We start from the raw sequence: 26,334 nt of genomic DNA on the forward strand, positions 1-26,334 counted from the left end.
CATAAAATCTGTCTATCCAACATCAGTCACGCCGCCGGAACCACCCAGTCAGCGACATGCGGTTGCGGGTGGTGGGCAACACTTCGTGCAGCATTTCTGCGGATAGAAAAACGACCATGCGGCAAGCGATGGGCGAGATATCTTGTGTCGGTAGATTTTGCGGATGCAGGCGCAACGCGCCGCCATGTTCTGTTTGCCAGTCTTGATTGAGATAAATGACCACGGAAATAGTACGTGCATCGTCGTCATGAAAGCGGTCGAGGTGTTTGCTGTACGAAGCGCCGGGCTGATAAAAAGAAAAATGGCTCTCGTATTCTTCCAATCCTAAATACAGTTTCTGATTCAGCGACATGCGCAGTTGTTCCATCAGCAGCAGATAGGCATCGCAGGCGACGGATTGTCCGGCTTGCAGCCACGCGATCTGATCACTGCGTATCGTCGTTTGCAGTGTCGGCGTGTCACCACGCCCGACCCGCGCAGAATGCAAATGATCGTTGTGTCGTAATGCCACACATTCTGCCGCCAGCGTCAGCGCCAGCGCTGGCGTTAAAAAGAAGTTGTGTTGCGACCAGCCGTGTTGCGCCAGATTGTCACAGAGGCTGGCATGAACAGTATCGTTGAGTTGGTCTGGCGTTGAAGAGGATGTGTACGGTGCAAGGGCAATCACGGATGTCTTTCAGGGTGAATACTGCGTGGCAAGGCATGAACCCGGGACAGACAGGGGATGTGGCTGGAATTTTGCGTGACTCAATGTACGCTATAAACATGCAGCCTGACCAGAATTGATTACATTACGCGGCTCGTCAGTCAAACGCGGGCTGATCCCAGCTCTTTGCTGTGAGGCCACACTTTGGTGTTTTTGCCATGATCAATTTTGTTACTCAGGCCCGCAGTGGGCTGCAGCATGAGGCCAGCCACCCAGCCAGCCTGGTCAGGCATGTTTTTGACCAAAAAAATACTGGGGGGAGTATTTTTTAACAGCCTTTGTTTATACGGACATGAGGCACAAAAATACACATACTCCCCCAATTTAGTAAATTCCTAGAGTTATTTTCGATTTCAGCGCGTATCAGAGACTGTTTTTCTTCGCCGGATGCGAGGCCGGATGCCTGTTGCGTAGATTTTTTTACCGTCGGATTTCAAGCGGACTGTCTTCATCCACTTCAGCCTTCGTGCTAGTATCAAGTGTCGGTATCTGTTTCAGTCGCGAGACGGTGCCGGTCAACTTTTATATGCAACAGTCTGCCTTCGTTGTTGCGAAATTTTTTGGTGAGAAATTGTATGAGCGCATCTCTGTTTATCAGCTCGACGCCGTTTGACCTGGCGCTACACAGAAATAAAATAGCTGACGCGTTGTCACAGGCGAAATCAGGTTCGCCTGCGTTGAGAGTTGTGCTGGCAGCGCCGGAAACCGGTCTTGCTGAGCGGCTGCGCTTGGTGCGTCAGGCGTCCGCGTATGTGGGCGTGTTCGGCATGGTCTATGGCAACGTGGATACAGCAAGCGGCAAATCGCTGGTGCAGCTCGAATACGAAGCAGCATTGGCGGCTGGCCTGCCGATACTGATTTATATTATTGATGAAGATGAGCATCTGGTATTGCCTAAACATGTGGATACCGGGACACCTGCGCTGTATCTCAGTGAATTGAAGTCGCACCTGAGTCAGACGCAGGATGTGCGTTTTTATGAGTCGGCAGACGATCTGGTCGCTAAATTAGAAAACGATTTATTACGTGTCTTTGCACCTGCACCAGTGCCCGCGCCAGTCGCTCCTGCGGCGGTTGCTGAGAGCACGAAAGCAGATGCGGTAGTAGAACCGGTCGTTGAAGCAAATGAGATGCCCTCAGGCCTGACCGGTACGGCGGCATCGAAACGTTATGCGCTGACGCCACCGCGATTTGCCTTCTTTAAAGAGAAAGTCGCGCACCTGTTTCAGCGTGAAATGCCGGATGCGGTGTTGCAGGATGTGATTGAATATCTGCTGGCGGGAAATACGATGTCGGCCGCCTCGGCGCTGCGTCGTGGCGCCGGAATTTCACTCGAAGATGCGATTGAGGAAGTCAGGAAAACTGAACTCGTGATTGTCGATACGGTACAGCGCCATCAGGCGCAGACAGGTGCCGTTAAATAGCTTGATGGGCTGGATAGGGGTGTCACGCTGATATCCTCCGCTGTTGATTGCAAGGCAGGCCGCATAGTATGCTGCCTGCCTTTATTCTTTCTTTTTCTGCCATGACTATCCAGATTGCTAAAGAATCGCGCAAAGAAGCGATTGCCTCATTAGAACGCTATTGCCGCGAAAATTTCCCCGAACCTGTCAGCGGTCTGGAAGCGGATGGTTTGCTGAGTTTTTTTCTCGAAGAAATCGGCCCGCTGGTGTATAACAAAGCCGTCGCTGATGTACAGGAACGTTTGCAGGCGCGGGTGATGGAAGTCGATATCGAGGTTCATGAGGAAGCGTTTCAATATTGGCCAAAACAAGGCAGACGCCGCTGATATATTCTGTCGCAGTACCGGCATCATCGACACAAGGAAAAAACATGTCTCTGCTGCATCAACTACAACATCAACCGCGACATCATCGCCGTCGCTCTCTTTCTCTATTACTGGCGGCGACGTTTGCTTTGCCGTTTGCGATTCAGGCCGAAGATAAAAAACCGGATGGGGCGCAGGTTCCGTCGATTGCCGATTTGTTTGATGATGACCATGTGCTGATGTTCTATCCATCGGCACCGGGCGCGCAATTCCGGCTCGGAAAACGGAATCCTAACAACACGCGCGGTTTCGTTATTGAGAAAAAAACCAAAGCGACCGCAGGCAAGGATGGTGCTCTCGAATTCTGGAATCTGCCGTCGCACTCACTGAGTTACGCCAGCGGCGGAGAAGGCTGGAGCAGCCGTTTGCATATCTACGCCAGCGGCGGTCAGCAAAAATTTAACTGGAAAAACCAGCGCGGTTTTCTGAGCCATCCGGCAGAATTAAAAAATCAGGAAATGACGATTTTTATGCGGGTGCATCAGATACTTGATCCGGCACGTGCGCAGATCTCGCTGAAAATCAGAGGCGGTGCACATAGCGATAAAAATCCGGATGCAGCCTCTTGTGTCATGCTGACTTTATCGCCCGAAGGACATGGCAGCGTAACGCGTTTCGGTAAAGAGCTGCGGCATCCGCGCTACGATTATGTGACACTCAAACCCGAGTTTACCGCTGCTTTGCAGGAGAATGTCTGGATAGGCATGAAGCTGATCAGCTGGAATGATCCGCATGATACACAACGCGTGATTCACCGCTTGTATCTCGATACCGACCCTTTCGATCTCAGCACCGGCCTGCCAAAAAACAATTGGCGCTTATTCAGCGAATACATCGATGTGGAAGGGAAAAGCACGGGTCAGTACAGCAAACTGGTGAGCTGGGGCGGTTGGGAAACGACCTTCCGCACCGATGGTTTTCATGATGTGGACTTCGCCTATCCTTCGGTACGGGAGATTGTTGTACCTCAATAACGCCGATTTTACGGGGTTGATCGGATATAATACGGACACTTATCCGCAATTGTTGAAAGAAATTATGTCCAGCTTACCTGCATGCCCACAATGTGGCATGGAAAATACTTACCCTGACGGCGATAACTATGTGTGTGCCGATTGTGGTCACGAGTGGCCGATGGTGGCCGCAGCAAGCGCCGATGATAATGATGAACGTATCGTCAAAGATTCAAACGGTAATGTCTTGTCTGATGGCGATGCCGTGGTGGTGATCAAGGATCTGAAAGTGAAGGGTTCTTCCACAACACTGAAAATGGGAACCAAAATCAAGAGCATACGCATCGTTGGCGGTGACCATGAAGTCGATTGCAAAACAGATAGCGGCAGCTATATGCTGAAAGCTTGTTATCTGAAAAAAGTCTGATTTTCTGAGACTGAAAACAACCCGGCGCTGATCGCATCACGCCGGGTTTTGTTTTTGTAAGCTGTTGAGCGCAGGAACAACTTCAGCAATCACAGACGCCCAGTCATGCATCGCTGGCTGGCGAAATAAACGCATCACTTCCGGATACCACGGGCTGTCAGTGCGCTTGCTGAGCCAGCGCCAGTCTGGCTGATAATACGGCAGCAGCACCCAGCATGGTTTCGCCATCGCCGCCGTCAGATGGGCCACCGCAGTATCGACGCTGATGACCAGATCGAGCTGCTGTATCAACGCCGCAGTATCAGCAAAGTCATGCAGTAAAGGTGCCGCATCAATAATGGGCAACTGCACTTGCAACGCGCGGAGTTGCTCATCTGTTGCGCCCTTTTGCAGGCTGGTGAATTGCACATCGCTGATCGCAGACAGTGGATGCAATATGTCCGGTGTGACGATAGAGCGCGCCGCATCGTTGTCAAACAAATGATTTCCCTGCCACACCAGGCCGACACGCAAACGAGCATCAGGTGCAAGCCCGGGTAATGACACTGAGTGTGTCGGATCGGCATAAAGATACGGCAGGTGTGCCGGAATAGTATGCAAACGGGTCTGACACAAAAACGGCAGGCTCATAGGTAGCACCCAGTAATCCCAGCCGCTGTGAGGCACGTCATCTTCATACGAATAAATTTCATCGATATCGTGCAGACTACGCATCAAGCGCGTCAGCGGCGGATGACAAACCAGACTGACACTGGTCGCACCTGCTGCTTTGAGCAGACAGACATAGCGGCAGAATTGCATCATGTCGCCAAAGCCGCCTTCATATGCAATGAGAATACGCTTACCACTGAGCGCTTCACCCTGCCAGCGCGGAAAGTGAAAATACGTATTTAGTACCGCATCCTGCGCACGCGCTTCCAGCCTTTGCCAGCCTTCTTCATAACGTCCTTGTTTCAGCAGGATATAACTCAGATTGAAACTGGCTTTTTGATACGCCGGATCGCATAACAATGCGTTGCGATAACATTCTTCGGCCTCGGCCTCACGCTGCGTGCTCGCCAGCAGAACACCAAGGTTAGACCAGCCCGCTGCCGATACCGGTGCGATCTGCAAGGCCTGCCGATAGTTTTTTTCTGCCTCATCAAAGCGATACTGCAACATCAGCAAAGCACCGAAGTTCAGACGTATCTGCACATTGTCAGGCAATAAGCCAAGGGCTTGCCGGTAGTAATCTCCGGCGACATCGTATTGTCGGAGCTGCGTTTTCAGATAAGCGAGATTCGCCATTGCTTCAGCGCAGGCGGGATCAGCGTGCAACGCTTGCAGAAATAACTGTTCGGCCTGTGTTCGTTCACCTGATGCCATCGCCTGATTGGCTGCAATGAAATACTGTTCGGCGGAATGAGTGTGAGCAGACATAAGTGCAAAGTAATGAGCGTCGATAACTGACATCATAGCGCCGTGCGTAGCCCGCAGCGGATTAATTCGGCCATTCTGTTTGCCGATGTCGCCCGTTTTCAACGAATACGGGATCATGCGCATGTTAAAATTTCGCCGCTTTAGTGCGTCCCTGGCGCGATTTCTTCATTCACCTTTTTTTCAAACACGCTTACTTATGAACGTCGTTATTCTCGCTGCCGGTATGGGCAAACGCATGCAATCGTCCTTGCCTAAAGTATTGCACTCTGTGGCCGGAAAGCCTTTGCTGAAGCATGTGATCGATACTGCGCGCAGCCTGAATGCGGGAGCTATCTGCGTCATCTACGGTCACGGCGGCGATCAGGTATTGACGGCGGTCGCGGCAGATGATTTGCGTTTTGCCAGACAAGAGCCGCAACTCGGCACCGGTCATGCGGTGGCGCAGGCAATCCCTGTGCTTGATGATAGTCAGCCGACGCTGGTGTTATATGGAGATGTGCCGCTGACGACGGCAGCCAGCCTGCAACGTCTGATCAGCGTTGCCGGCAACGACAAACTGGCGATACTGACCGCGGAAATGACTGATCCTACAGGTCTGGGGCGCATCGTCCGTGAGCATGGGGAGATACGCCGCATTGTTGAGCAAAAAGATGCAAGCGAAGAAGAACGTCAGATCACCGAAATTAATACCGGCATCATGATTGCTCCGACCGTCAAGTTAAAAGAATGGCTGGCGACTCTGTCGAATAACAATGCGCAGGGCGAATACTATCTGACCGACATCGTTGCCCGTGCAGTGGCTGATGGTGTGGCGGTGGTATCAGCGCAGCCTGATGCGATTTGGGAAACTCTGGGCGTGAACAGCAAAGTGCAACTGGCTGAACTCGAACGTGTGCATCAGGCGAATATCGCACGGCAATTGCTGGAACAAGGAGTAACCCTGCTTGATCCGGCGCGTATCGATGTGCGTGGCAAGCTGGTCTGCGGGCGCGATGTCAGCATTGACGTCGGTTGTGTTTTTGAGGGCAATGTCACACTCGAAGATGGCGTGACGATTGCCGCCAATTGCGTGATCAAAGATGCGTATATTGGTGCTGGTGCAACGATTAAGGCGTTTTGCCATATCGAAGAAGCCAAAGTGGGTGCGCAATCGCAGATCGGCCCGTATGCACGCTTGCGCCCGGGAACTGAGCTGGCTGAAGACGTGCATGTGGGGAATTTTGTTGAAATCAAAAATAGCCAGATCGCGGCGCATAGCAAAGCCAATCATCTGGCATATATCGGTGATGCGACCGTTGGCAGCCGCGTGAATATCGGTGCCGGAACGATCACTTGTAATTACGATGGTGCGAATAAATTCCGCACGATTATCGAAGACGATGCCTTCATCGGCAGCGACACACAACTGGTGGCGCCGGTCCGCGTCGGCAAAGGCGCAACTCTGGGTGCTGGTACCACGCTGACGAAAGATGCGCCAGAAGGAAAGCTGACTGTCTCAAGAGCGAAGCAAATCACCATAGAAAACTGGCAGCGCCCTGTGAAGCAAAAGAAATAAGCTGCACCTGCGTCGCAAGAGTTGAATATGCAGCCAGCCTGAAGCCAGTCTGATAACAGGCTGGTTTTTTTTATTCCTTAGAATTTCTGCCTGCGTTGCTGATATTGATGACATTGATGTCAAGCGCATTTGACCTTATTTCACCGTATTCCAAGCAGGAAAGTTGCACTCACCATGTATACTTCGTCGTAAAGGAGTAAGCATGACTATGTCTGATATGCAGCTTGATTTACCCGATATACGCGACCAGAAGCGCCGCAGCCTGATGCGCGGTGCGCGTGACACGATACCGATGCTGATCGGTGCCGCGCCGTTTGGCATGATCTTTGGCGCGCTGATTTCCACCAGCCCTATGCTGCCGTGGCATGGGCAACTGATGTCGATGTCGGTATTTGCCGGATCAAGTCAGTTCATTGCAACCGGCCTGGTGGCTAGTCATACCGGTATGTTGGTGATCTGGTTAACGACATTCATCGTCAATCTGCGCCACATGTTGTATGCGGCGACGTTGCTGCCGCATGTTGCTCATTTATCTGCCCGCTGGCGCTGGTGTCTGGGCTTTTTGCTGACCGACGAAACATTCGCCGTCGTTGCCAGTTACCATCAGCAAGCATTGAGCAGCGAAGAGCGCCGCTATTCGCACTGGTATTTTCTCGGTTCCGGTCTGGCGATGTATGCGAACTGGCAGCTGTGGACGCTGGTTGGTTTACTGTTCGGCACCTTGTTCCCAGCTTTGCAGACGCTGGGTCTGGACTATGCAATGGTGGCGACCTTCATCGCGATTATCGTGCCGCAGCTCAACCGGTTTCCACAATTTTCCGCCGCACTGGCCGCCGGTAGTTGCGCTTATCTGTTACAGGGATTGCCGTATAAGCTAGGTTTGCTGAGTGCGGTAATGATCGGTGTCGCGGTCGGCATGGCCTTGACACGCATCGCTGCCAGAACGAAGGCGGCAGTATGAATTACGTGCTGATGATAGGTGGTATGGCGCTGGTGACGGTGCTGATTAAAGCCCTGTTTTTTATTCTTGGTGACAGACTTGTTTTTCCACCATGGCTGAATCTGGCACTGAGCTTTGTACCGGTAACCGTGCTGACAGCAATTATCACGCCGATGATACTGGCACCGGATGGCAACGGGCTGGAGCTGCATAGTCGGAATCCGCAATTACTGGCATCGCTGATTGCCGTTATTGTTTGCGTGCTGAGCCGCAGACAATTACTGACGATCGTTGTTGGTTTGCTGAGTTTTTTCTTTTTTCAGTGGCAGTTTTCTATGTAATCTGTGCTGTCTGATAGACGTAAAAAACAGATGCAGAAATCAGTTTCAGAATAAAAAACGCCGGAATATTGTCCGGCATTTTTTTATGCTGTCGCGAGACGGTTGAAAGCTATTTTATTGCGGCGGACGTACTTCTTTTTTCAGTGCCGCCATGGCCAGCTTTTCCACCAGACCGGGAGCGATCAGTTTCAGCCAGCGACTGAGTTTCCCTTTGCCTGTCATGACGACTTCACGCTTGCCATGTTCCATGCCCTGAATGATCAGGTGTGCGCATTCTTCAATCGACATCGCATCGTCTTCTTTCAGACCGCTGCTGCCCGCGGCATTTCCGGCCGCGTTATAGCCGTGATAGCGTATGCGGGTGGCCACTACACCGGGATAGGCGAGCGTAATTTTGATGCCTGCTTCTTTGACTTCACTGCGCAAACTTTCGAAGAAGCCATTCATCGCAAATTTACTGGCGCTGTACGCGGTGCGACCCGGAACACCTATGAGTCCGGCAAGCGAGGACACCGCAACGATATGCCCGCGTGATTGCTTCAGGTAAGGCAGTGCTGCATGGGTGCACCAGACGCTGCCCCAGAAATTAATCCGCATTAATTCCTGATACCAGCCAAGATCAGCGACTTCGCTGAATAAGGCTTGCGCGGATTTACCTGCATTGTTGATGAGCGCATCAATATGGCCAAAGGTTTCTGCTGTTTTCGCGATCAGTTGGCGACACTCACTTTCGACGCCGACATCGGTTTTGACGACCAGACAGACGCTGCCATACGTCTGACATTCTGCTGCTACTTGTTTTAAGGCTTCTTCGTTACGCGCAGCGAGTACCAGTGAGGTTTGGCTGCCGCCGGATTTCGCCAGTTGCCTCGCAATTTCTGCACCGATGCCATCAGACGCACCGGTAATGATGATGACTTTATTTTGTCCGCTCATGACTGATAACTTTCATCCATGCGGTTGAGCTTGCGTATCAGTGATGGCCAGACGAACGCGCCGCCGAGGCCACCGGTTTGTACCCGCATCGATTCCGCAACACCTTGCACGATTTGTGGGTTGACATGAATCAGTTCGCCGCCAGCCTGCGCTGCCAGTTGTATCTGGCAAGTGGCTTCAAACGTGTACATGGACAGAAACGCGTCGGCAATGCTTTTACCCACAGTGAGCAGACCATGATTGCGCAGCACCAGAAAATTCGCGTGCCCCATATCTGCCTGCAGACGTGGTTTCTCGTCTTCACGGAAAGCCACGCCTTCGTAATCGTGATACGCGAGCGAAGCGAGTACAAATGTCGATTGCTGCGACAGCGGCAAAATACCGCAGCGCTGGGCGCTGACCGCAACACCTGCTTTGGTATGGGTGTGCAGTACGCATTGCACGTCTTCGCGCGCGGCATGTACCGCGCTGTGAATCACAAAACCGGCAGGGTTAACGGGGAAGGGTGAATCAATCACCTTATTGCATTGCTGATCGACTTTCACCAGCGAGGATGCGGTGATTTCATCAAACATCAGCCCATAAGGGTTGATCAGAAAATGATGTTCAGGTCCAGGAATGCGGGCGCTGATGTGTGTGAACACCAGATCGCTCCAGCCGTAAGCGGCAACGAGGCGATAGCATGCGGCCAGATCGACCCGTAACTGCCATTCTTCGGGGCTGACTTTATCTTTGAGGGAAGGTATTTGCATAGTGTCTCCTGTTCATTTTTATTGGTGTTTAGGTGTAACGGCGGCTTTGTAAATCGTATTTTTTGGCTGTGCCAGCAAGCGTTTCAGCATGGGTTCGAACTCAATCAGTGGAAACGTTTCTGCGTGCGGATCGAACGAGGGGTTGTCATACAGCGCGCAGAATTCAGCGGTGCGTTCAAAGTGTGGGTGGCCGCGAAATTGGTCACGCATATCCCTGTCCATACTCAGATGGTGAAAGAAATAATGCCCCTGAAAGATGCCGTGATGTTGCACCATCCACAGGTTTTCTTCACTGACAAACGGCTTCAGGATTGCCGCCGCGATATCCGGATGATTAAAACTGCCAAGCGTGTCACCGATGTCATGCAACAAAGCACAACAGATATATTCCTCATCACGGCCATCGCGCATCGCGCGGGTGGCGGTTTGTAATGAGTGAGTGTAACGATCAATCGGGAACCCGCCGTAATCGCCTTCGAGTAATTGCAGATGCTGGATGACGCGATCAGGTAATTTCTGCGCGAATTGCATGAATTCGCCGGCTATCAGTTGCCAGTCTTGTTGCGTACTGTCTTCCATACGCTGGAAATGAGCGCGATGAGGCATTTTTGTCTCCTGTTTAATTTTTGTACTCTCACCATACAGGCGCACTCGGCAGCAAACTGTCAAATATTTTACAATTACCCGTATCGATCCAGCGCCCGCTATCCACGAATCCAGCCTATGCCACCATCTTCTGTACTCAGTTCACTTGTCGGTGATGACTGGTTTGCGGCATTGCCCGCAGCGACCCGCAAGGAAATGCTGGATTGCAGCGAGAAACATTATCTGCAACCTGGTGAAATGTTGTTTCGTCAGGGCGATGCGCCAGCCGGTTTTTATGCTTTGCTGAGCGGCAAGTTGAAAATGTCGACCTTGAGTGAAGATGGGCGCGAGGCGATACTGACTATTCTTGAGCCTGGCACATGGTTCGGTGAAATTTCCCTGATTGATGGCAAACCGAGAACGCATGATGCAACGGCGATTGGGCGTGCTGAAGTGTTGATGATGACCCCGACCTGTTTTGATCATCTGATGCAAGGCGCAGACTTTGCCCTGGCCGTTGCTCAGATGTTGGCGAAACGTATTCGTTTGTTGTACGGCATCGTTGAAGATGCGCATTTACGTTCAGCCAGAGCGAGAGTCGCCAGACGCCTGGTATTGCTGGCGAATAGCGAGAAAGAACAAGGCGAGTCAGAAAAAATGGATATTCCGGTATCGCAGGAATCGCTGGCAATGATGCTGGGAATGAGTCGCCAGAGTCTTTCCAAGGAATTGAAATTTTTTGAGCAAGTAGGATTGATCCGGCTCGGGTATCGCTCTATCCGGATTTCATCGCTGGATAAACTGAGCACGCTGTGCGAAAAAGATTAAAGCCGGAGATAAGTGAAAGATAATGCAATTAAGGCTATATTAATCAATTGAAACAATATTTTTTGGTTTTGTTTTCCTTGTTATTCTTTGTAAAATCCAGCACTATAGTTTTCATTTCACGTCACAAAAAATAGCTTCGTATTTGGATATTTATCCCGCTTTTCCACAGGCTCTTCTATGCGAATTCTGCACAAGACAGTGTGTTTTTGTTTAACGATTATTTTTGCCGGTACTTCTGCAGCATATGGCAATTGTTCTCGTACTATGAAGGTTCCCCTGGCTGCGACAGGTTTAAGTGTTATCGTCAGCGGAGAAAATATTTCTGGGGTGTATCCTGAAATACTGAGTGATTTATCTGCAAAAGAAAAATGTAATTTTGAACTTTCAGTTGTGCCGCGTGCCCGGCTTGAAATGATGTTTGAAAATGGTTATGCAGATATTCTTATACCGGCAACGCGTACGTCCAGGCGCGATAAGCTGGGCTTTTTTATTCCACTCGTTTCTAATCGGGCAATGCTGATTTCTGTTCAGGAACAAAGTATTCCTGTAAAAAATTTCAAGGAGCTATTGGAGCAGAAAACGGCAAAAATAGCAGTAGTACGCGGTTTTGATTACGGAGAAAAGTATCAGGCGTTTCTTAAGGAATTACAGAAGCGGAACCGGCTCCGCTTCGAAGCTGATCCAGTCTCGGTTGCCCGTCTGTTGAAGTCAGGTGCGGCCGATTACACGCTGATGGCGCCGTCGATTTTCGCCGGTTCAGTACAGATTGATGAACGCGTTACTGATCTCGAAGATAAATTGCAATATCAGCCGCTGCAAGAATTGAACTGGGGTGAAAGCGGCGTCTATTTTTCTAAAAAATCATTAAGCACTGCGGATGTGCAGGCACTACAGGAAATTTTTGAACGTGCTGCAAGTGATGGTTTGATCTGGAAAGGCTTTCAGCGTTATTACAAAAAAGAATTTCTGAAAGATAGTGTCCGTCCGCGCGATACTTTACGCTCATCAGGTCAGATTCCTGACTAGATTGCAATTCTGGTTTCAAATTTACTGCGCAGAATTGAAAAGAAACTTCTGACGTTTCTGATATTGCTCTGGGTCGCAAACAACTGATGTGCCAGCGCATGATATGCGGTCATGTCAGCGACTTGAATGATAAGAATAAAATCCGGCCCCGGTGACACCCGGTAGCATTGTTGGACGGCAGGCTCGAGAGCGACCCTCTGTTCAAACTCGATCAGTTTTTCTGTTGCCTGATGATCCAGCGTTATTTCGACAACCGCAGTTAATCCCGCGCCTACTTTTTCCGGTGTCAGAATCGCCACCTGACGCGCAATCACACCTTCCTCAATCAGGCGTTTCACCCGTCGCATGCAGGTCGGCGCGGACGCGTGTACCCGTTCGGCCAGTTCTTGATTGGTCAGCGAAGCATCTCGCTGCAGTTGCTGCAAAATACGTTTGTCGAGCTCATCTAATATCGTCATGTTTGAAATAAATAAGTGAATTTATTTAAGTTTTGAAATAAATAGTCATAATTAAATAGTGACATAAATAAATTTCATAATCTATTTAATTTTGAAATAATTATTCATTGAAACTACATTAGCATAGACGCATTCTTATTTCCTGATTCACGAGGTCATTATGTGCGGTATCGTCGGTGCAGTTGCTCAGCGTAACATCACGCCTATCCTGCTTGAAGGGCTCAAGCGTCTCGAATACCGTGGTTATGACTCCTGCGGTATTGCCTTGCATGTTGATGGTCAGTTGCAGCGTTCACGCAGCACATCCCGTGTTGCCGAATTACAGGCGCAGGTGGAGCAGAGTGGCTTATCCGGCTTTACCGGCATCGCACATACGCGCTGGGCGACCCACGGAGTGCCTTCTTCCGCCAATGCCCACCCACATTTTTCACGTGATCGGATTGCGCTTGTGCATAACGGCATTATCGAAAATCATGAAGAATTACGCACCGAATTAAAAGCACTCGGCTACGTTTTTGAAAGCCAGACCGATACCGAAGTCATTGCCCATCTGGTTGATCATTTATATCAGGGCGATTTATTTGAGACGGTGCAGCAAGCAGTGAAACGCTTGACGGGTGCTTACGCGATTGCGGTATTTTGCCGGGACGAGCCGCATCGTGTGATCGGTGCACGTCAGGGTTCGCCGTTAATCGTTGGCGTCGGCAAAGGTGAGAATTTTCTCGCCTCAGATGCAATGGCGCTGGCAGGAACAACCGACCAGATCATTTATCTGGAAGAGGGCGACGTCGTTGATCTGCAATTGCAGCGCTGCTGGATTGTCGATGTGCATGGCAAAGCGGCGGAACGCGAAGTGCGCACCGTTCATGCGCACAGCGGTGCGGCTGAACTCGGCCCGTATCGTCATTACATGCAAAAAGAAATATTCGAACAGCCTCGTGCTATCGGTGACACACTCGAAGGCGTCACCAGCATCATGCCTGAGCTATTTGGAGATAAAGCTTACGGCGTTTTCAAGCAAATTGATTCGGTACTGATACTCGCTTGCGGCACCAGCTATTACGCGGGGCTTACCGCAAAATACTGGCTGGAGTCGATTGCAAAAATCCCCGTCAATGTAGAAATTGCCAGCGAATACCGTTACCGCGACAGCGTGCCGAATTCTAATTCGCTGGTCGTCACTATCTCGCAGAGTGGTGAAACGGCAGATACATTGGCTGCCTTAAAACATGCCCGTTCGCTGGGGATGCAACACACGCTGACGATCTGCAATGTCTCCACCAGCGCGATGGTCAGAGAGTGTGTTTTGTCGTATATCACACGTGCCGGTATTGAAGTTGGCGTGGCATCGACTAAAGCATTTACAACCCAACTGGTAGCGCTGTTTTTACTGACGCTGACACTTGCTCAGAGCAAAGGCAGGCTTAGTGACGCGGACGAGGCCGAACATATTAAAGCGCTGCGCCACTTGCCATTGGCTGTCAGTGCCGTACTTGCGCTGGAGCCGCAAATCATTGCATGGTCGGAAGAATTCGCCAGAAAAGAAAACGCCCTTTTCCTCGGTCGCGGCTTGCATTATCCAATCGCGCTTGAAGGCGCACTCAAGCTCAAGGAAATTTCTTATATTCATGCAGAAGCGTATCCCGCAGGTGAGTTGAAACACGGCCCGCTGGCGTTGGTGACCAAAGAAATGCCAGTGGTAACAGTGGCACCGAATGACGCACTGATTGAAAAACTCAAATCCAATCTGCAGGAAGTTCGCGCCCGTGGCGGCGAGCTGTTTGTATTCGCCGATGCCGATTCGCACATCACCTCCAGCGAAGGCGTGCATGTGATTCGCCTGCCTGAACATTACGGACAACTATCCGCTATCCTGCACGTCGTACCACTACAATTACTCGCCTACCACACCGCCCTTGCTCGCGGCACCGACGTTGATAAGCCAAGAAATTTAGCAAAAAGTGTCACGGTCGAATAGGGAAAAATCGGGAATTTTGACTTAATCAGGTAGTATTAAATTGCACTAGAGATTCAAGGAAAGGTGGTACCGCAATGAAATTTGTAATGCGCTTGTTGGGTAGTTTGCTGTTTTGTCTCCCATTGCACGCCCAAGTAAGTCAGGGGCATGAGCTTGCACCGGATGCACTCGAAAGATGTTTCCAATTGGAGAACGCTACCGCCGTTAATGCGCCTATTGGAACGATCGCACGGACACGTTCACTAAACCTAAGTGCGCAGAAGCCACGCGACGACATTTACGAAGTGCGGATGATTTCTAGTCTTTCGAATGGACAATTGATATTTTTAGGCGTGCCACACGTTACATCGCCGGATCGCAGTCTTTTCAACTTAATCGAAAGCACCTTCGATAAAGAGAAGCCCAGCGAGTCATACATAGAGGTAAATGACGTGTCCTACTTGCGCAAGTTGCCGGAAGAAAAGGAGTCCATCATAGCAACTCGCGGCGAGCCGAGCTACCTCGGATTTATAGCGAGAGAGCGCAGGGTTACCGTACTTCCTTTGGAACCTCGCGATATTGAACTGTATGTAAATCTACGCAAGTACTTTTCCGCGGATCAGATCATACTCACATTGGTTCTACGCGAGGCTCAGCTCGTAAGAGATCGACACAGGGTCTCAGGCGAGAGACTCGAGGATGCGACGTTCGAAAAGCTTAGGATGTGGAATCAAATCGCCAGGGAATTGGACGATGTTGTCTCAATTAAAAACATTTTCGACCTAACTGTCGCAGTTAGAAAGATTTGGCCTGACTTCGATTGGCGTCAAACGCCCGCGACTTGGTTTAATCCCTTACTATCATCGGAAGATACTGGCGGTCGATTTACGAACGAAATCATAAGACGTGAGAAGACATTCAGAGATTTTCACTATGCTCAACTACTTTTGTCGAAAGTATCTGAAGGGAGTACAGTGATAGCACTTGCTGGCCGCAACCATGCTTATTCAATCGCTTCGGGATATCAATGTCTACTTAATTCTGACAAGTAGTTGTGTTTTCAAGGGTTGGGCAGTTGATTTGCATTTAAAACTGCCCCAGCTTTGCATTGAATTTTGACCCACCCTTTTCGTTACTATTTTACGTCTGGGATGTGGATAACTTGGATGTTTTTCTCTCCTTTTTTGTTTGCTGGGCACTCTCTTTAAAACGGTAGCTGTCGTTGCCGGTTTCCACTATATGGCAATGATGCGTGACCTGATCGAGCAAGGTCGTGGTCATCTTGGCGTCTCCAAAGACATTTGACCATTCAGCAAAGCTCAGATTTGTCGTGATGATCATGCTGGTGCGCTCGTAGAACTTAATCAATAAGTCCCTTTCCGCTGACAAATAGCATAATTAATTGTGGTCCGAAAAATTATTTTCTTAACTTTAACGATTCTAAAGTATCGTGGACAACTTCGTTGACGCGCTGAGTCTGTTCACAATCCATCTCGAACAGTCTATCTTCAAGTACTTGAGACATCTCAATCAATTTATCGCGCAAGATCGGGAGATATTTTGCCGAGAGAGCATAGAACATTTTTTCTGTCATTTGTTGATTTGGGTCATCCATCTTGCTCTCTCGATTTCGTATTTTCACACTGATTAAAACTCTACCCAATCAGTGCCAGAGTCGTTGGTCGACGCGGATGTTTTCAATGCAGGGCGAGCCGCAATGGCGACTGGTTTGGCAGATGCTTTTGCTACCGGTTTCGGTGCGGGTGCTGTCGTTTGTGTTGTCTTTGAAACTGAGCGTTTAGACGCGCCGCCCATTTCTCTGAGCTTGAAAAAAGAAACCAGTTCTGTCAGTTTTTCAGCCTGATCCTGCAACGCAGAAGCAGCTGCAGCGGCCTCTTCGACCAGCGCTGCATTTTGTTGCGTGGTCTCATCCATATGAACAACCGCCTGGTTAATCTGCTCTATGCCCGCACTCTGTTCACTGCTGGCACTACTGATCTCACTCACCACATCACTGACTTTATGGATTCCCGTTACAATTTCGGACATCGTATTACCCGCCTTATCTACCAGGCGGCTACCGGCATCGACTTTTTCTACCGAGTTATCAATCAGCGCTTTAATTTCCTTCGCAGCCGAAGCGGAACGCTGCGCCAGATTCCGCACCTCTGACGCCACCACCGCAAAGCCTCGTCCCTGTTCGCCGGCACGTGCAGCTTCGACAGCCGCATTCAACGCAAGAATATTCGTCTGAAAAGCAATTCCATCGATCACACTGATAATGTCCACGATCTTTCTCGCAGACTCATTGATTTCGCCCATGGTATGCACCACCTGACCGACCACATTTCCACCTTCCGTTGCCAGTGTTGTGGCGGTGCTTGCAAGGACATTCGCCTGACGTGCATTATCTGAGTTCTGTTTCACGGTCGACGTCAGTTCTTCCATTGACGATGCGGTTTCTTCCAGCGCACCGGCTTGCTGTTCAGTACGTGACGACAAATCCATATTGCCGGAAGCTATCTCTCCAGAAGCAGTCGCAATCGAATCAGTGCTATGACGAATCTCAGTGCAAATATGCTCAAGACTGGATGACATGTTCTTCAGGGAGATCATCAACTTCGCAACCTCATCGGTGCCTTTGACTTCGATCACCTGAGTCAAATCACCGGCCGCCACACGTTCTGCTATATCAATTGCCGAATTGAGAGAAGACGAAATGTTACGCGCTAAACGGATCCCCATCAGTCCAATCGCTGCCAGTGCGATTGCACCAATGGTGAGTGACATCCAGATAGCAGAATTCTGAGATTTTTTTGCTTCCTCAGCGCTGCTTACTCCTATCTGTACATTGTAATCAAGGTGATCATCGACCAGCTTTGCTACCTTTCCCGCATCTGCCTGCTGAGAAAACATATAAGCCCGAGCTTCATCCGCACCTGCTCCGTTAGCTATCTCGACAGCCTTATTCCGGATCTGCCGGTACACCTCAAATGCTTTTCTATCATCCGATAACATCGCGCGATCTTTATCGTTACTAATGTCTTCTTTCTCGTATTTATCGAAGGCTTTGAACACTCCGGCCTCTGCTTCGTCAATTTTCTTTTGTAGTTCAGCTTTTTTTGCAGGATCGGACGCGGCCAGCAACTGCCAGGTCAGGAGACGATTCTGCGTCGTTCCTGACTTAACCAAACCCAGATCAATCAAACTAGGAACAACATTGACGTTCACATAATTTGTCGTTTCAAACACTTTATTGATCTGAGAAATCCCAATACCAATCAGCATTACGATACTAATCAATACTGCAGCCATTAACATATAGAGGCGTTTGGCGATGGTCATTTTTACTCCGGCTAATAATCTTCGTTGGGAATCTGACTATGCGCTAGCTACTTAGTAAAGGTAACTGTGCTCCTTAAATCGTGCATACGGTATGAGTCAGAAATACAAATAAAAACAGCAGTCATTGCAGAAAAATATAACTACTAGCCTTCACTTTAGTTAGAAATTTCTCTGAGGAAAAGTAATGCGAAGATCATTTAACTATATTTAATTCTCTGTCGCGTTTTTGCTTAAATCAGGCGACGATTAAGTTGATTAAACATGCTCAAACTTCGGATATCTTTGCTCTGCACGAGCTCGACGCTAATGATGAATATGTTAAGCCTGAGGCCTCACCATACGTGTGTGTAGTGGTTCGTACTATGTGATTAACAGTAGTGTGATATTGCTCTTACTATTGGCATGTCGCCTGTCGATTACAAGCGTTGGTCAAACAATCGCAATACCAGCTCATCCTGATATGGCGTGGAGTATCGAAGAGTCCGTGTCGCGTAGTAGCGTTTTCTGATGACAGGCTTGTGATTTCTTCAGCTTCAAACTTACCCCTGATCGTAACTAATCACCACCAACGCTGATGCCTGTTGCTTACCGGCAGATCGCAAGCAATGCGGTAGCAGGGCGTTGAAATAAATCGCATCGCCTTTCTTAAGTTGCTCGCGATGGTCGGGGAATTGAATTTCTATGCTCCCCGTCAACACGTATAAGAACTCTTCACCCGCGTGTCCAGCAGCATGCGGGCCGTTGGATAGCTCACTGGGCGGGTACACAATGAAAGGCTGCATGCGCTTATTGTTGATTTCTGCCGCCAGGGCTTCCATGCTGCTGCCCTCATCAGCCGCTCTGACGATGCGCAGGCGCTCATTGTGTCGCACAACAGAAAGCATTTCGCTGCTGCTTGTGGGACTGAATAACTGGCCGACATCGACTTTCAGTGCCGTGGAAATTTTAATCGCGGCGGCAATCGAAGGTACACAGATTCCACGTTCGACCTTTGATAAGTAACTCTTGGTCAGACCGCTGGCATCTGCCATATCTTGCAGACTCATGCCCATTTGCTGGCGCAGCATTTTAATTTTTTGCGACATTTTTTGTTTTCCGTTTCTTATTTTTGCCTGATCTGATGAATCTTACTGAAATTCCAGGACTGGAAAATTAAATGACAATTAGTGTAATATATGACACATAGTGTCATTTTAATTTCTGAAATTTATTCTATTTTGCCAGTTGGAGGTTGAAGATGAAAACGGCGTTAATCATCCATCATGTCGCTTTTGAAGATGCGGGTAGTTTTCTTGTTTTGCTGAAGGAGATGAATTTTTCTATTCAGGAAGTTAATGCCTGCAACCACAACTGGGCTGAACTCAACCCGCTTGATGCCGATGTTTGTATCGTGCTGGGCGGGCCTATCGGTGCCTACGAAGATCACCATTTCCCATTTTTGCTACAAGAAGTACATTTTTTACAGCAGCGTTTGCATGCAGACTTGCCGACACTGGGGATATGTCTCGGCGCACAATTGATGGCGCGGGCACTCGGTGCAAGTGTGTATCCGGCCACAACCAAAGAGCTAGGCTGGTATCCGCTAAGGATCACGCAGGAAGGTAAGCATACGCCGGTGCGATATTTTGACGAAAGAGATTGCACGATGTTCCACTGGCACGGCGATACCTTCGATTTACCGTATGGCGCACAATTGCTGGCGTCAAGTGACGCCTGTCAAAATCAGGTATATAGCTGGGGAAAAAACGCACTGGCGTTTCAATGTCACCCAGAAGTCACTGCCAACGGCCTGGAGGCTTGGTATGTCGGGCACGCCCATGAAATGCTGCATGAAAAACATTCGCCGTCACTGATGCGTCAACAGGCCGCTATCCATGGCCCGAAACTGGCACAACAGGCGCGTTTGTTTTTCGCTGAATGGCTTAACGTGTGCGGACGATGATGCCAACTATTCAAAGCACCATTGATGCAATCTTTATCGGCCAAGCGCGTGCTTTCGGGCCAAATGTTGAAGTCAGCGCTATACAAAAACAGCAGGTCTGGGATGCGGTATCAGTTACTACGTCCGGCTTGCAGGGAGACGAACAGGGTGACAAGTTATATCACGGCGGGCCGGATAAGGCCGTACACCACTATCCGTCTGAACATTATGCGATCTGGCGTGCGCAATTCGGGGACGATGCAGCGTCACGCTTTTGCCCGGGCGGCTTTGGTGAAAATATTTCTACCTCGGGTTGGACTGAGCATAGGGTTTGCATCGGCGATGTCTTTATGCTGGGTACTGCAATACTGCAAGTGACACAAGCACGGCAGCCTTGCTGGAAATTGAATCTCCGTTTTGAAAACAATCATATGGCTAGCATCGTGCAAAACAGTTTGCGTACAGGTTGGTATTACCGTGTCCTGCAAGCAGGTTCCGTTGCACCGGGCGATAGCTTGCGTCTGCTTGATCGTACACAACCGGATTGGTCGCTGGCACGTTTGCTACATCACCTGTATATCGACACCATGAATGCACAAGCAATGCAAGCCATGAGTGAACTTGAGGAGCTGACACCCTCGTGGAGAAAAATCGCGCAAGACAGATTAAGCAAAGGCATTGTTGAAGATTGGCAGCGCCGCTTGCAAACACCTGCGATCATTTGACGTATCAATCACAGCTGGCGGAATTCATCGCAAAAGATCGCATAGGTTCACATTTTTGAGGGGGGGGTATTTTTGCAACTGGCTGAATGTCTGGGCTATATGTCTAAACTCTTCCCGTGGACGGATTCAGATAATGCTATTTCTTCGGGGCGCAGCGTTAAAACCTGTACCCCGTTACGTGTTACCGCTACCGTATGCTCGAACTGCGCGGATAATTTCCCATCAGTCGTAATGACCGCCCAGCCATTTTCTTCCGTCTTAACGGTATGACTACCTTGATTAATCATTGGTTCGATGGTGAACACCATTCCTTCCTGCATTGTCAGTCCGGTGTGCGGTCTTCCCCAATGCAGCACTTGAGGTGGCTCGTGCATTTCACGACCAATCCCGTGACCGCAATACTCTCTCACGACGGAATAGCCGTTTTGCCGGGCGTGACGCTCGATAGCATGACCGATATCGCCGAGCTGGGCACCCGGACGGACAACGTTGATTCCCTTCCACATGGCTGCATAGCAGACTTTTACCAGCCGTCTGGCAGCATTTGATACATCGCCGACGAGATAGGTTTTGCTGGAATCAGCGATAAAGTTGTTCTTCTCTAACGTGATATCAAAATTGACGATATCTCCGTTCAGCAATATATCCGAGGTGGAAGGAACACCATGGCAGATAACGTTGTTGCGTGAAGAATTCAGCGCGTAAGCGTAGTCGTATTGACCTTTGCTTGCCGGACGTGCCTTAAGCTCATTCACAATATATCTATCGACCAAGTCATTTACCTGCATGGTCGACATGCCGATCAAGCTCAATTTATCTAGATGGCTAAACACCTTCGCCAGTAGTCTGCCCGACTCCGCCAATAAGGCGATTTCTTCCGGTCGCTTTGTCATATGAATGCTCCGACTATCGCTCTGGCATGAGCATTCCTTTGCTCCGGGGTAAAGGCTTCAGTGACAGTCTGCGGTGGCCTGATATCAATCAAGCTACCAATCTTTATTCCAGCAGATTTTCTATTCATGGTTGCGGTCATCATCGTGTTTGCTGTGTGCATCTGGTTGTGCAGATCATTGGAGGTATCCAAAATTCCCAACCTTATAGGCTTATATGTAGTGTATATAAATTGTATATGTATCGTATATTATCTGCAAGCGACATTTTTTGCACCGATAGTCTGATGGGATGTTTGTCTGCACGAATTTTTATGGTCTTTTTTATCGTTCTAAGTTCGTTTCAATATAATTTCAACGTACGTTTGTGATTCATGCGTGGAAAAACATGAGAGAGCATTGATGGAATCCCACGGAGCTTTTTTTATGCTGACGTGGTAACGTTGGGCTTATTCAGGAGTGTCCGGTATGCTTACTGCAGTGAGGTCTGCCTGGTGCGTAATCAACTTACTTGATCGGTTGGTTTAGAGCAGGGTGCTATTACCAAATTTGGGATGGAGAATTTATGCGTATCGTCAGTGGTGATGAAATCAGCATTGCGTTGACTTGGGAAAAAATGCAGGTCGTGATTGATATCGGTTCAGATGCAGACACAAAAAATAGACAGCACATACGTTTGTTGCCTGCAGAAGCACGTCAATTGGCCGCATACTTAGTGACGATGGCAGATCAATGTGAATCGAAATCGCCAGAACCTGTTCAGGCATCCGTTTCCGCGAATATGGACCAAGCCCGCGCCGGGGACCTTGTGCGTCAAGCGACACCGGACTACTTTAATGATGTAGCCAATCTGGCGCTGGCCAGTAAAGCGATCTTGCTGAAAAAAATGACAGAAAGCTTGGACAGGGGAGCGTTGGATAAAGCAGACGAAGATGCGCTGCGCCAGCAGATGGTTGATCTGATCAACGAGGCTGCGGCGGTTACAGCCAATGCAACGGTGGAAACGGAATCTGCCCTTTCAGCGCTGAGTAAGACAGACCAGAGCCTGAAAAAATATCAGATGTTGCTGGATAAGATCGATACGAAGAAGTGACTGGTATCCGGTCGGGTACAAATGCAAGCTAACTTGATACCCCTGCAATGATATGTATGGCGCGGCGAGGTCGTTCAGTGCTGACCACTTTAGCGCTGGATGCCGTGCTGATTCAGTCTCGTCGTATTATTGTGAACCCGTTTTGTGAACAAGCTTGAATACGACGAATTCAGGATAGATAACCTCTGCAATACATGACGACATCCGGCCTTATATTGACTTTGACGTTTCAAGCTGATGTTTGAGTATCGTTCTGTCACAGGCACCGTCCCAGAGTGCAACGACGATACACACCACAACATTGCTGATCGTGCTGGTAAGGGCGCGGGCTTCTGACATGAATCTGTCTATGCCAAGCAATAAAACAGCACCTGCCAACGGCAGATCAGGAATGACAGTAAGCGTTGCCAACAGTGCGACGAAGCCACTGCCACTGACACCGGCGGCACCTTTTGATGTCAGCAGCATAGTGGCGATCAGGCTCAGGATCTGACCATTGCTGAGTTGTATGTCGCAGGCCTGGGCAATAAACATTGAGGCGAGCGTCAGGTAAATTGCGGTGCCATCGAGGTTAAACGAATACGCCATCGGTAACACCAGTCCTGCAACATCTTTTTTGCAACCGAGCGTTTGTAGTTTTTTCATGAGCGGCGGCAGCACCGGCTCTGATGAGGATGTACCCAATACAACGAGCAACTCTTCCCGGATATAACTCATCAGTTTCCACAGACTGAAACCATGCAGCTTCGCAAGACTTCCAAGAATGACGATGACAAAAACCGCGCAAGCGATGTAGAAATTCAGAATCAGATAACTGAACGCAGCCACGGACTTTATGCCAAAACGTCCCACCGTATAGGCGATAGAGGCGAATGCCGCCAATGGCGCCAGTTTCATGACGTAATCAAAAATGTTAAAACACAGGCGGCTTAACTCATCAATTGTTGTCAGCATACGGTCACCGGGGCGTCGGCTACGGGCGATCGCAAAACCGGTCAGTACCGCAAGCAACAAGACTGGTAAGACCTCGGCCTGGGTAAAAGCACCGACATAGGAATGTGGGATGATGTGGAGAATGAAATCGGCGAAACCCTGATATCCGGTATGACCCAACATCGGCGACAGAGTATTTTTGTCGGTGGCGGTTGGGTGAAAATGCCAGCCAGCCCCTGGACGCATGAGGGATGCTGCCAGCCATCCGGTTAACAACGCAAGTAAAGTCAGAAAATAAAAAATCAGCATCGCTTTGACGAGCGTGCTGGTAACTCCGCGACGCTCATTCAGGCTTGCGATACCGCCGGCGATCGTAAAGAACACGAGCGGTGCCAGCATCATTTTGACCAGTTTGATGAATGCGTCTCCCAGCGGTTTTAATTCTGTTCCCAGTGCTGGCCAGAAATGACCAAATCCTATGCCGAGAAACACGGCAAGCAAAACTTGCAGATACAAACGTTTGCTCAGAAATGAGAAGGGCAAGGTCATTTCGGCAGCACTGATTTATTCGTTTTACTACTTTGCACCAACATGTCGAATAAGGTTCTGGCTGCTGGTGGCATGATGCGCCCGCGTTTAGAGATCAAACCTAAGGTTCTGTGGATGGAAGGATTGACTAAGGGAATGCCGACCAGCGTTGCATCCATATATTTTGGCAGCGATAAGCGAGGAACGGCGGCGACTCCCATGCCTGCTTCAACCAGTGCCAGAATGCCAGAGACATGGTTCACTTCATAAAAAATGACGGGGTGTTTTTCTACGCCCGCCAACGCATTGTCGATCAAGCTGCGGTTGCCGCTGGACTTGGAGACCGAGATATAACGCTCGCTGGCAGTTTCTTTCCAGGATAACTTTTTGCGTTTCGCCAGTGCGTGATCATGGCGCATCGCCAGCACATAACTCTCCTTGTAAATTGGGTGAAAATCAATTTCCGGGTCTTCAGCACCGGCAAAGTTAATACCAAAATCCGCCTCGCCAGCCAATATCAGATTCAGCACGTCTTGCGCGCTCTCATCAAATATGCGCACGCGTATTTTGGGAAAGCGCTCGGTAAAACCTTTCAATACGTCGGGCAAAAAATAATGCACTGCCGATGGAACGCATGCCAGGGTCACGATGCCTGTGCGGTGCGCAGCCAGATCTGACATGTTCAGTATCGCGCCTTCCAGTTCATCGAGTGCGGTACGGACATTGCTCAGAAATACTCTGCCGATATTAGTCAGTTGCACGCGCCGCGTGGTCCGTTCAAATAATTTGACGCCCAGCATATCTTCCAGCTTTTCAATGCGGCGACTCAATGCCGGTTGCGATAAAAACAGATCTTCCGCCGCCTGTTTAAAACTGCTGCGTTCTGCGACGGCGACAAAGGCCTGCAGTTCTTGTAAATCGAAATTGATGCGTCCCATGCATTAATCTTAATAAATATTGCAATTCACAAATTATGCCATGTGGCGGATGATGCAGACCAAATAAAAAGTCGGCGGTACGTGAATATTGACCGGCTCAAACCAAGCATTACAGACATTTCAAGGCCTCATTAAGAAGGCAATACCACGGAGACCACATGAAACCTTCTTATCTCATCGTCTTGCTGGGCATCAGCAGCGGTGCCCTTGCACAATCTACTGTCACACCGTATGGCATCGCGGATCTTGGAGTGCATTACAGTAACGGCATCAATGCCAGCAATGCGCCTGTCGTATCCGGTTCCACCGGTTCCGTCAGCAGCGGCGTCAATAATACCAGCCGCTGGGGCTTCAAAGGACAAGAGTCTCTTGGTGCAGATATGACTGTCCTGTTTCAGCTTGAAGGCGGCTTAAACATCGATACCGGCGCATCTGCAAAATCAGACAAGCTATTTGATCGCCTCGCCTTCGTTGGCATTAAAACCGGTTATGGCAGCCTGACCGCCGGCCGCCAGGCAACGATACTGTCGGATGCGATTTCGACGGTTGATCCGCTGGGGATGCGGTATGCAAGCCTCAACCCAAACATCAACGTCACGGCACTGAGCAATACCGCGTTTGGTACTCATGCGTTTGGCGTCCAGTATGGTACCAGCGGCTACAACGACAATTACTATCGTCTGGACAACATGCTGAAATACACCGGTGACTTTGGTCCGCTGGTGGCGCGCGCGTCATATTCATTTGGTGAGGTGGCAGGTAATAGCAGCGCCTTGTCGACCATGGGTGTCGGCCTCGCATATCAACAAGACGGATTGAATATCTCTGGTGCCTGGATGAAATTCAAGAACAGCGCTGACTTTGATTTACAGGCTTATACCCTGGGTGCGGCCTATCAATTGGGTAGCGTGCAACTGAAGGTCAATTTTGGTCAGAACCGCGCCGATACCAGCGCAACAAAACAAACCCGCCAACACATCGCCTCCGGCGGTGCTGTGCTGGCATTAACTGCTGATCTGACACTGACATCGGCTTACTACCGCGTCCGTCGTGAAGCCACCGGCTTTGCCGATGATGGCTTTGATCGCAGCTTTATTTATCTGGAAAAATCCCTGTCAAAACGTAGCACTGCGTATATCGAAACTGATTACACAAACTGGAAAGCTAATGCTGCCGGTGTTAGCGGTAACAAAACGAACAGCAGTAACGGTTATGGCCTGACGATAGGTCTGATGCACAAGTTCTGAGCA

General features: G+C 49.6%; 26 protein-coding genes and 1 pseudogene. 15 read left to right on the plus strand and 12 right to left on the minus strand.

The genetic code is table 11. The annotated features are described in order from the left end of the window. Positions 1 to 22 precede the first annotated feature (22 nt). Positions 23 to 667 carry a 2OG-Fe(II) oxygenase gene (locus tag Undi14_RS01710; RefSeq protein WP_370589858.1) on the minus strand — a complete coding sequence of 215 codons (645 nt, stop codon included), beginning with the start codon at positions 665 to 667 and terminating at the stop codon, positions 23 to 25. Between the two features lie 614 nt (positions 668 to 1,281). Between Undi14_RS01710 and Undi14_RS01715 the strand changes: the two genes are divergently transcribed. From Undi14_RS01715 to Undi14_RS01730, 4 genes are all read left to right on the plus strand, one after another. Continuing rightward, positions 1,282 to 2,130, plus strand: coding sequence for a DUF4062 domain-containing protein (locus tag Undi14_RS01715; protein WP_200177694.1), 849 nt, complete (start codon positions 1,282 to 1,284; stop codon positions 2,128 to 2,130). A gap of 101 nt (positions 2,131 to 2,231) precedes the next feature. Continuing rightward, positions 2,232 to 2,495, plus strand: a complete 264-nt coding sequence (locus tag Undi14_RS01720; protein ID WP_200178164.1) for a DUF2164 domain-containing protein — start codon at positions 2,232 to 2,234, stop codon at positions 2,493 to 2,495. Positions 2,496 to 2,539: 44 nt separating this feature from the next. Beyond that, on the plus strand, positions 2,540 to 3,508 hold the full coding sequence (locus tag Undi14_RS01725; protein WP_200177695.1) for a hypothetical protein: 969 nt from the start codon (positions 2,540 to 2,542) through the stop codon (positions 3,506 to 3,508). A gap of 64 nt (positions 3,509 to 3,572) precedes the next feature. Next, entirely contained in the window at positions 3,573 to 3,914 is a 342-nt protein-coding gene (locus Undi14_RS01730; protein ID WP_186896138.1) for a zinc ribbon domain-containing protein YjdM, read from the plus strand. A gap of 36 nt (positions 3,915 to 3,950) precedes the next feature. Here the strand turns inward: Undi14_RS01730 and Undi14_RS01735 are convergent, their stop codons facing one another. Further along, positions 3,951 to 5,333 (minus strand): tetratricopeptide repeat protein, encoded by a 1,383-nt coding sequence (locus tag Undi14_RS01735; RefSeq protein ID WP_234030359.1) that lies wholly within the window; start codon positions 5,331 to 5,333, stop codon positions 3,951 to 3,953. A 196-nt stretch (positions 5,334 to 5,529) separates the two neighbouring features. Between Undi14_RS01735 and glmU the strand changes: the two genes are divergently transcribed. The 3 genes from glmU (at position 5,530) to Undi14_RS01750 (ending at position 8,169) form a co-directional block, all read left to right on the plus strand. Next, the gene (glmU, locus tag Undi14_RS01740) at positions 5,530 to 6,888 is read left to right on the plus strand and encodes a bifunctional UDP-N-acetylglucosamine diphosphorylase/glucosamine-1-phosphate N-acetyltransferase GlmU (protein ID WP_200177697.1); all 1,359 of its coding nucleotides are present in this window, start codon (positions 5,530 to 5,532) and stop codon (positions 6,886 to 6,888) included. Between the two features lie 217 nt (positions 6,889 to 7,105). Then, positions 7,106 to 7,849, plus strand: coding sequence for an AzlC family ABC transporter permease (locus Undi14_RS01745; RefSeq protein ID WP_200178165.1), 744 nt, complete (start codon positions 7,106 to 7,108; stop codon positions 7,847 to 7,849). Continuing rightward, positions 7,846 to 8,169, plus strand: coding sequence for an AzlD domain-containing protein (locus tag Undi14_RS01750; protein ID WP_200177698.1), 324 nt, complete (start codon positions 7,846 to 7,848; stop codon positions 8,167 to 8,169). Before Undi14_RS01745 ends, Undi14_RS01750 begins: the two co-directional genes overlap by 4 nt. Before the next feature lie 114 nt (positions 8,170 to 8,283). Here the strand turns inward: Undi14_RS01750 and Undi14_RS01755 are convergent, their stop codons facing one another. From Undi14_RS01755 to Undi14_RS01765, 3 genes are read right to left on the minus strand one after another with little or no spacing between them, the layout of a single operon-like run. After that, positions 8,284 to 9,105 (minus strand): SDR family oxidoreductase, encoded by an 822-nt coding sequence (locus Undi14_RS01755; protein ID WP_200177699.1) that lies wholly within the window; start codon positions 9,103 to 9,105, stop codon positions 8,284 to 8,286. Next, the gene (locus Undi14_RS01760; protein WP_200177700.1) at positions 9,102 to 9,857 is read right to left on the minus strand and encodes a class II aldolase/adducin family protein; all 756 of its coding nucleotides are present in this window, start codon (positions 9,855 to 9,857) and stop codon (positions 9,102 to 9,104) included. Before Undi14_RS01760 ends, Undi14_RS01755 begins: the two co-directional genes overlap by 4 nt. A gap of 18 nt (positions 9,858 to 9,875) precedes the next feature. Next, positions 9,876 to 10,463, minus strand: a complete 588-nt coding sequence (locus tag Undi14_RS01765) for an HD domain-containing protein (protein ID WP_200177701.1) — start codon at positions 10,461 to 10,463, stop codon at positions 9,876 to 9,878. 117 nt (positions 10,464 to 10,580) lie between these two features. On the opposite strand from Undi14_RS01765, the gene Undi14_RS01770 reads away from it, so the two are divergent. Next, positions 10,581 to 11,270, plus strand: a complete 690-nt coding sequence (locus tag Undi14_RS01770) for a Crp/Fnr family transcriptional regulator (RefSeq protein WP_200177702.1) — start codon at positions 10,581 to 10,583, stop codon at positions 11,268 to 11,270. A 264-nt stretch (positions 11,271 to 11,534) separates the two neighbouring features. Then, a complete protein-coding gene (locus tag Undi14_RS01775) occupies positions 11,535 to 12,296 on the plus strand; it encodes an ABC transporter substrate-binding protein (RefSeq protein WP_200177703.1) in 762 nt (253 codons plus the stop codon). On the opposite strand, the gene Undi14_RS01780 is transcribed toward Undi14_RS01775, so the two are convergent. After that, positions 12,293 to 12,754 (minus strand): Lrp/AsnC family transcriptional regulator, encoded by a 462-nt coding sequence (locus Undi14_RS01780; RefSeq protein WP_200177704.1) that lies wholly within the window; start codon positions 12,752 to 12,754, stop codon positions 12,293 to 12,295. The two genes, Undi14_RS01775 and Undi14_RS01780, sit on opposite strands and share 4 nt — an antisense overlap. Positions 12,755 to 12,914: 160 nt before the next feature. On the opposite strand from Undi14_RS01780, the gene glmS reads away from it, so the two are divergent. Next, positions 12,915 to 14,732, plus strand: a complete 1,818-nt coding sequence (gene glmS, locus Undi14_RS01785; RefSeq protein ID WP_200177705.1) for a glutamine--fructose-6-phosphate transaminase (isomerizing) — start codon at positions 12,915 to 12,917, stop codon at positions 14,730 to 14,732. Positions 14,733 to 14,806: 74 nt separating this feature from the next. Beyond that, positions 14,807 to 15,763, plus strand: a complete 957-nt coding sequence (locus Undi14_RS01790) for a hypothetical protein (RefSeq protein WP_200177706.1) — start codon at positions 14,807 to 14,809, stop codon at positions 15,761 to 15,763. Between the two features lie 88 nt (positions 15,764 to 15,851). On the opposite strand, the pseudogene Undi14_RS01795 reads toward Undi14_RS01790, so the two are convergent. The 3 genes and pseudogenes from Undi14_RS01795 to Undi14_RS01805 all read right to left on the minus strand — a co-directional run. Continuing rightward, a pseudogene (locus Undi14_RS01795) lies at positions 15,852 to 16,082 on the minus strand (ATP-binding protein); the annotation flags it as partial. Between the two features lie 276 nt (positions 16,083 to 16,358). Beyond that, complete coding sequence (locus Undi14_RS18440; protein ID WP_200177707.1) at positions 16,359 to 18,056, minus strand: methyl-accepting chemotaxis protein; 1,698 nt, start codon at positions 18,054 to 18,056, stop codon at positions 16,359 to 16,361. A gap of 539 nt (positions 18,057 to 18,595) precedes the next feature. Next, positions 18,596 to 19,141 carry a helix-turn-helix domain-containing protein gene (locus Undi14_RS01805; protein WP_200177708.1) on the minus strand — a complete coding sequence of 182 codons (546 nt, stop codon included), beginning with the start codon at positions 19,139 to 19,141 and terminating at the stop codon, positions 18,596 to 18,598. Between the two features lie 152 nt (positions 19,142 to 19,293). Here Undi14_RS01805 and Undi14_RS01810 point away from each other — a divergent pair, with 152 nt between their 5' ends. Further along, positions 19,294 to 19,998 (plus strand): glutamine amidotransferase, encoded by a 705-nt coding sequence (locus tag Undi14_RS01810; RefSeq protein ID WP_200177709.1) that lies wholly within the window; start codon positions 19,294 to 19,296, stop codon positions 19,996 to 19,998. After that, positions 19,995 to 20,702, plus strand: a complete 708-nt coding sequence (locus Undi14_RS01815) for an MOSC domain-containing protein (protein WP_370589859.1) — start codon at positions 19,995 to 19,997, stop codon at positions 20,700 to 20,702. The genes Undi14_RS01810 and Undi14_RS01815 overlap by 4 nt, the downstream gene beginning before the upstream one ends. 95 nt (positions 20,703 to 20,797) lie before the next feature. On the opposite strand, the gene map is transcribed toward Undi14_RS01815, so the two are convergent. Further along, the gene (gene map / locus Undi14_RS01820) at positions 20,798 to 21,595 is read right to left on the minus strand and encodes a type I methionyl aminopeptidase (protein WP_200177710.1); all 798 of its coding nucleotides are present in this window, start codon (positions 21,593 to 21,595) and stop codon (positions 20,798 to 20,800) included. A 508-nt stretch (positions 21,596 to 22,103) separates the two neighbouring features. Here map and Undi14_RS01825 point away from each other — a divergent pair. Further along, positions 22,104 to 22,685, plus strand: a complete 582-nt coding sequence (locus tag Undi14_RS01825; RefSeq protein WP_200177711.1) for a hypothetical protein — start codon at positions 22,104 to 22,106, stop codon at positions 22,683 to 22,685. A 210-nt stretch (positions 22,686 to 22,895) separates the two neighbouring features. Here the strand turns inward: Undi14_RS01825 and Undi14_RS01830 are convergent, their stop codons facing one another. Next, complete coding sequence (locus Undi14_RS01830; RefSeq protein ID WP_200177712.1) at positions 22,896 to 24,161, minus strand: cation:dicarboxylate symporter family transporter; 1,266 nt, start codon at positions 24,159 to 24,161, stop codon at positions 22,896 to 22,898. Between the two features lie 2 nt (positions 24,162 to 24,163). Continuing rightward, a complete protein-coding gene (locus Undi14_RS01835; protein ID WP_186883875.1) occupies positions 24,164 to 25,084 on the minus strand; it encodes a LysR family transcriptional regulator in 921 nt (306 codons plus the stop codon). Positions 25,085 to 25,242: 158 nt separating this feature from the next. On the opposite strand from Undi14_RS01835, the gene Undi14_RS01840 reads away from it, so the two are divergent. Then, entirely contained in the window at positions 25,243 to 26,331 is a 1,089-nt protein-coding gene (locus Undi14_RS01840) for a porin (protein ID WP_200177713.1), read from the plus strand. Positions 26,332 to 26,334 lie beyond the last annotated feature (3 nt).

Source organism: Undibacterium sp. 14-3-2 (assembly GCF_016595265.1).
Taxonomy (GTDB): Bacteria; Pseudomonadota; Gammaproteobacteria; order Burkholderiales; family Burkholderiaceae_D; genus Undibacterium; species Undibacterium aquatile.

Coding starts and splice junctions, on each gene's coding strand:
- Undi14_RS01750 (WP_200177698.1), top strand. CDS start 7,846: ATGAATTACGTGCTGATGATAGGTGGTATGGCGCTGGTGACGGTGCTG.
- Undi14_RS18440 (WP_200177707.1), bottom strand. CDS start 18,056: ATGACCATCGCCAAACGCCTCTATATGTTAATGGCTGCAGTATTGATT.
- Undi14_RS01765 (WP_200177701.1), bottom strand. CDS start 10,463: ATGCCTCATCGCGCTCATTTCCAGCGTATGGAAGACAGTACGCAACAA.
- Undi14_RS01770 (WP_200177702.1), top strand. CDS start 10,581: ATGCCACCATCTTCTGTACTCAGTTCACTTGTCGGTGATGACTGGTTT.
- Undi14_RS01720 (WP_200178164.1), top strand. CDS start 2,232: ATGACTATCCAGATTGCTAAAGAATCGCGCAAAGAAGCGATTGCCTCA.
- glmS (WP_200177705.1), top strand. CDS start 12,915: ATGTGCGGTATCGTCGGTGCAGTTGCTCAGCGTAACATCACGCCTATC.
- Undi14_RS01780 (WP_200177704.1), bottom strand. CDS start 12,754: ATGACGATATTAGATGAGCTCGACAAACGTATTTTGCAGCAACTGCAG.
- Undi14_RS01840 (WP_200177713.1), top strand. CDS start 25,243: ATGAAACCTTCTTATCTCATCGTCTTGCTGGGCATCAGCAGCGGTGCC.
- Undi14_RS01835 (WP_186883875.1), bottom strand. CDS start 25,084: ATGGGACGCATCAATTTCGATTTACAAGAACTGCAGGCCTTTGTCGCC.
- Undi14_RS01790 (WP_200177706.1), top strand. CDS start 14,807: ATGAAATTTGTAATGCGCTTGTTGGGTAGTTTGCTGTTTTGTCTCCCA.
- Undi14_RS01755 (WP_200177699.1), bottom strand. CDS start 9,105: ATGAGCGGACAAAATAAAGTCATCATCATTACCGGTGCGTCTGATGGC.
- glmU (WP_200177697.1), top strand. CDS start 5,530: ATGAACGTCGTTATTCTCGCTGCCGGTATGGGCAAACGCATGCAATCG.
- Undi14_RS01725 (WP_200177695.1), top strand. CDS start 2,540: ATGTCTCTGCTGCATCAACTACAACATCAACCGCGACATCATCGCCGT.
- Undi14_RS01745 (WP_200178165.1), top strand. CDS start 7,106: ATGCAGCTTGATTTACCCGATATACGCGACCAGAAGCGCCGCAGCCTG.
- Undi14_RS01775 (WP_200177703.1), top strand. CDS start 11,535: ATGAAGGTTCCCCTGGCTGCGACAGGTTTAAGTGTTATCGTCAGCGGA.
- Undi14_RS01810 (WP_200177709.1), top strand. CDS start 19,294: ATGAAAACGGCGTTAATCATCCATCATGTCGCTTTTGAAGATGCGGGT.
- map (WP_200177710.1), bottom strand. CDS start 21,595: ATGACAAAGCGACCGGAAGAAATCGCCTTATTGGCGGAGTCGGGCAGA.
- Undi14_RS01735 (WP_234030359.1), bottom strand. CDS start 5,333: ATGTCTGCTCACACTCATTCCGCCGAACAGTATTTCATTGCAGCCAAT.
- Undi14_RS01715 (WP_200177694.1), top strand. CDS start 1,282: ATGAGCGCATCTCTGTTTATCAGCTCGACGCCGTTTGACCTGGCGCTA.
- Undi14_RS01805 (WP_200177708.1), bottom strand. CDS start 19,141: ATGTCGCAAAAAATTAAAATGCTGCGCCAGCAAATGGGCATGAGTCTG.
- Undi14_RS01815 (WP_370589859.1), top strand. CDS start 19,995: ATGATGCCAACTATTCAAAGCACCATTGATGCAATCTTTATCGGCCAA.
- Undi14_RS01760 (WP_200177700.1), bottom strand. CDS start 9,857: ATGCAAATACCTTCCCTCAAAGATAAAGTCAGCCCCGAAGAATGGCAG.
- Undi14_RS01730 (WP_186896138.1), top strand. CDS start 3,573: ATGTCCAGCTTACCTGCATGCCCACAATGTGGCATGGAAAATACTTAC.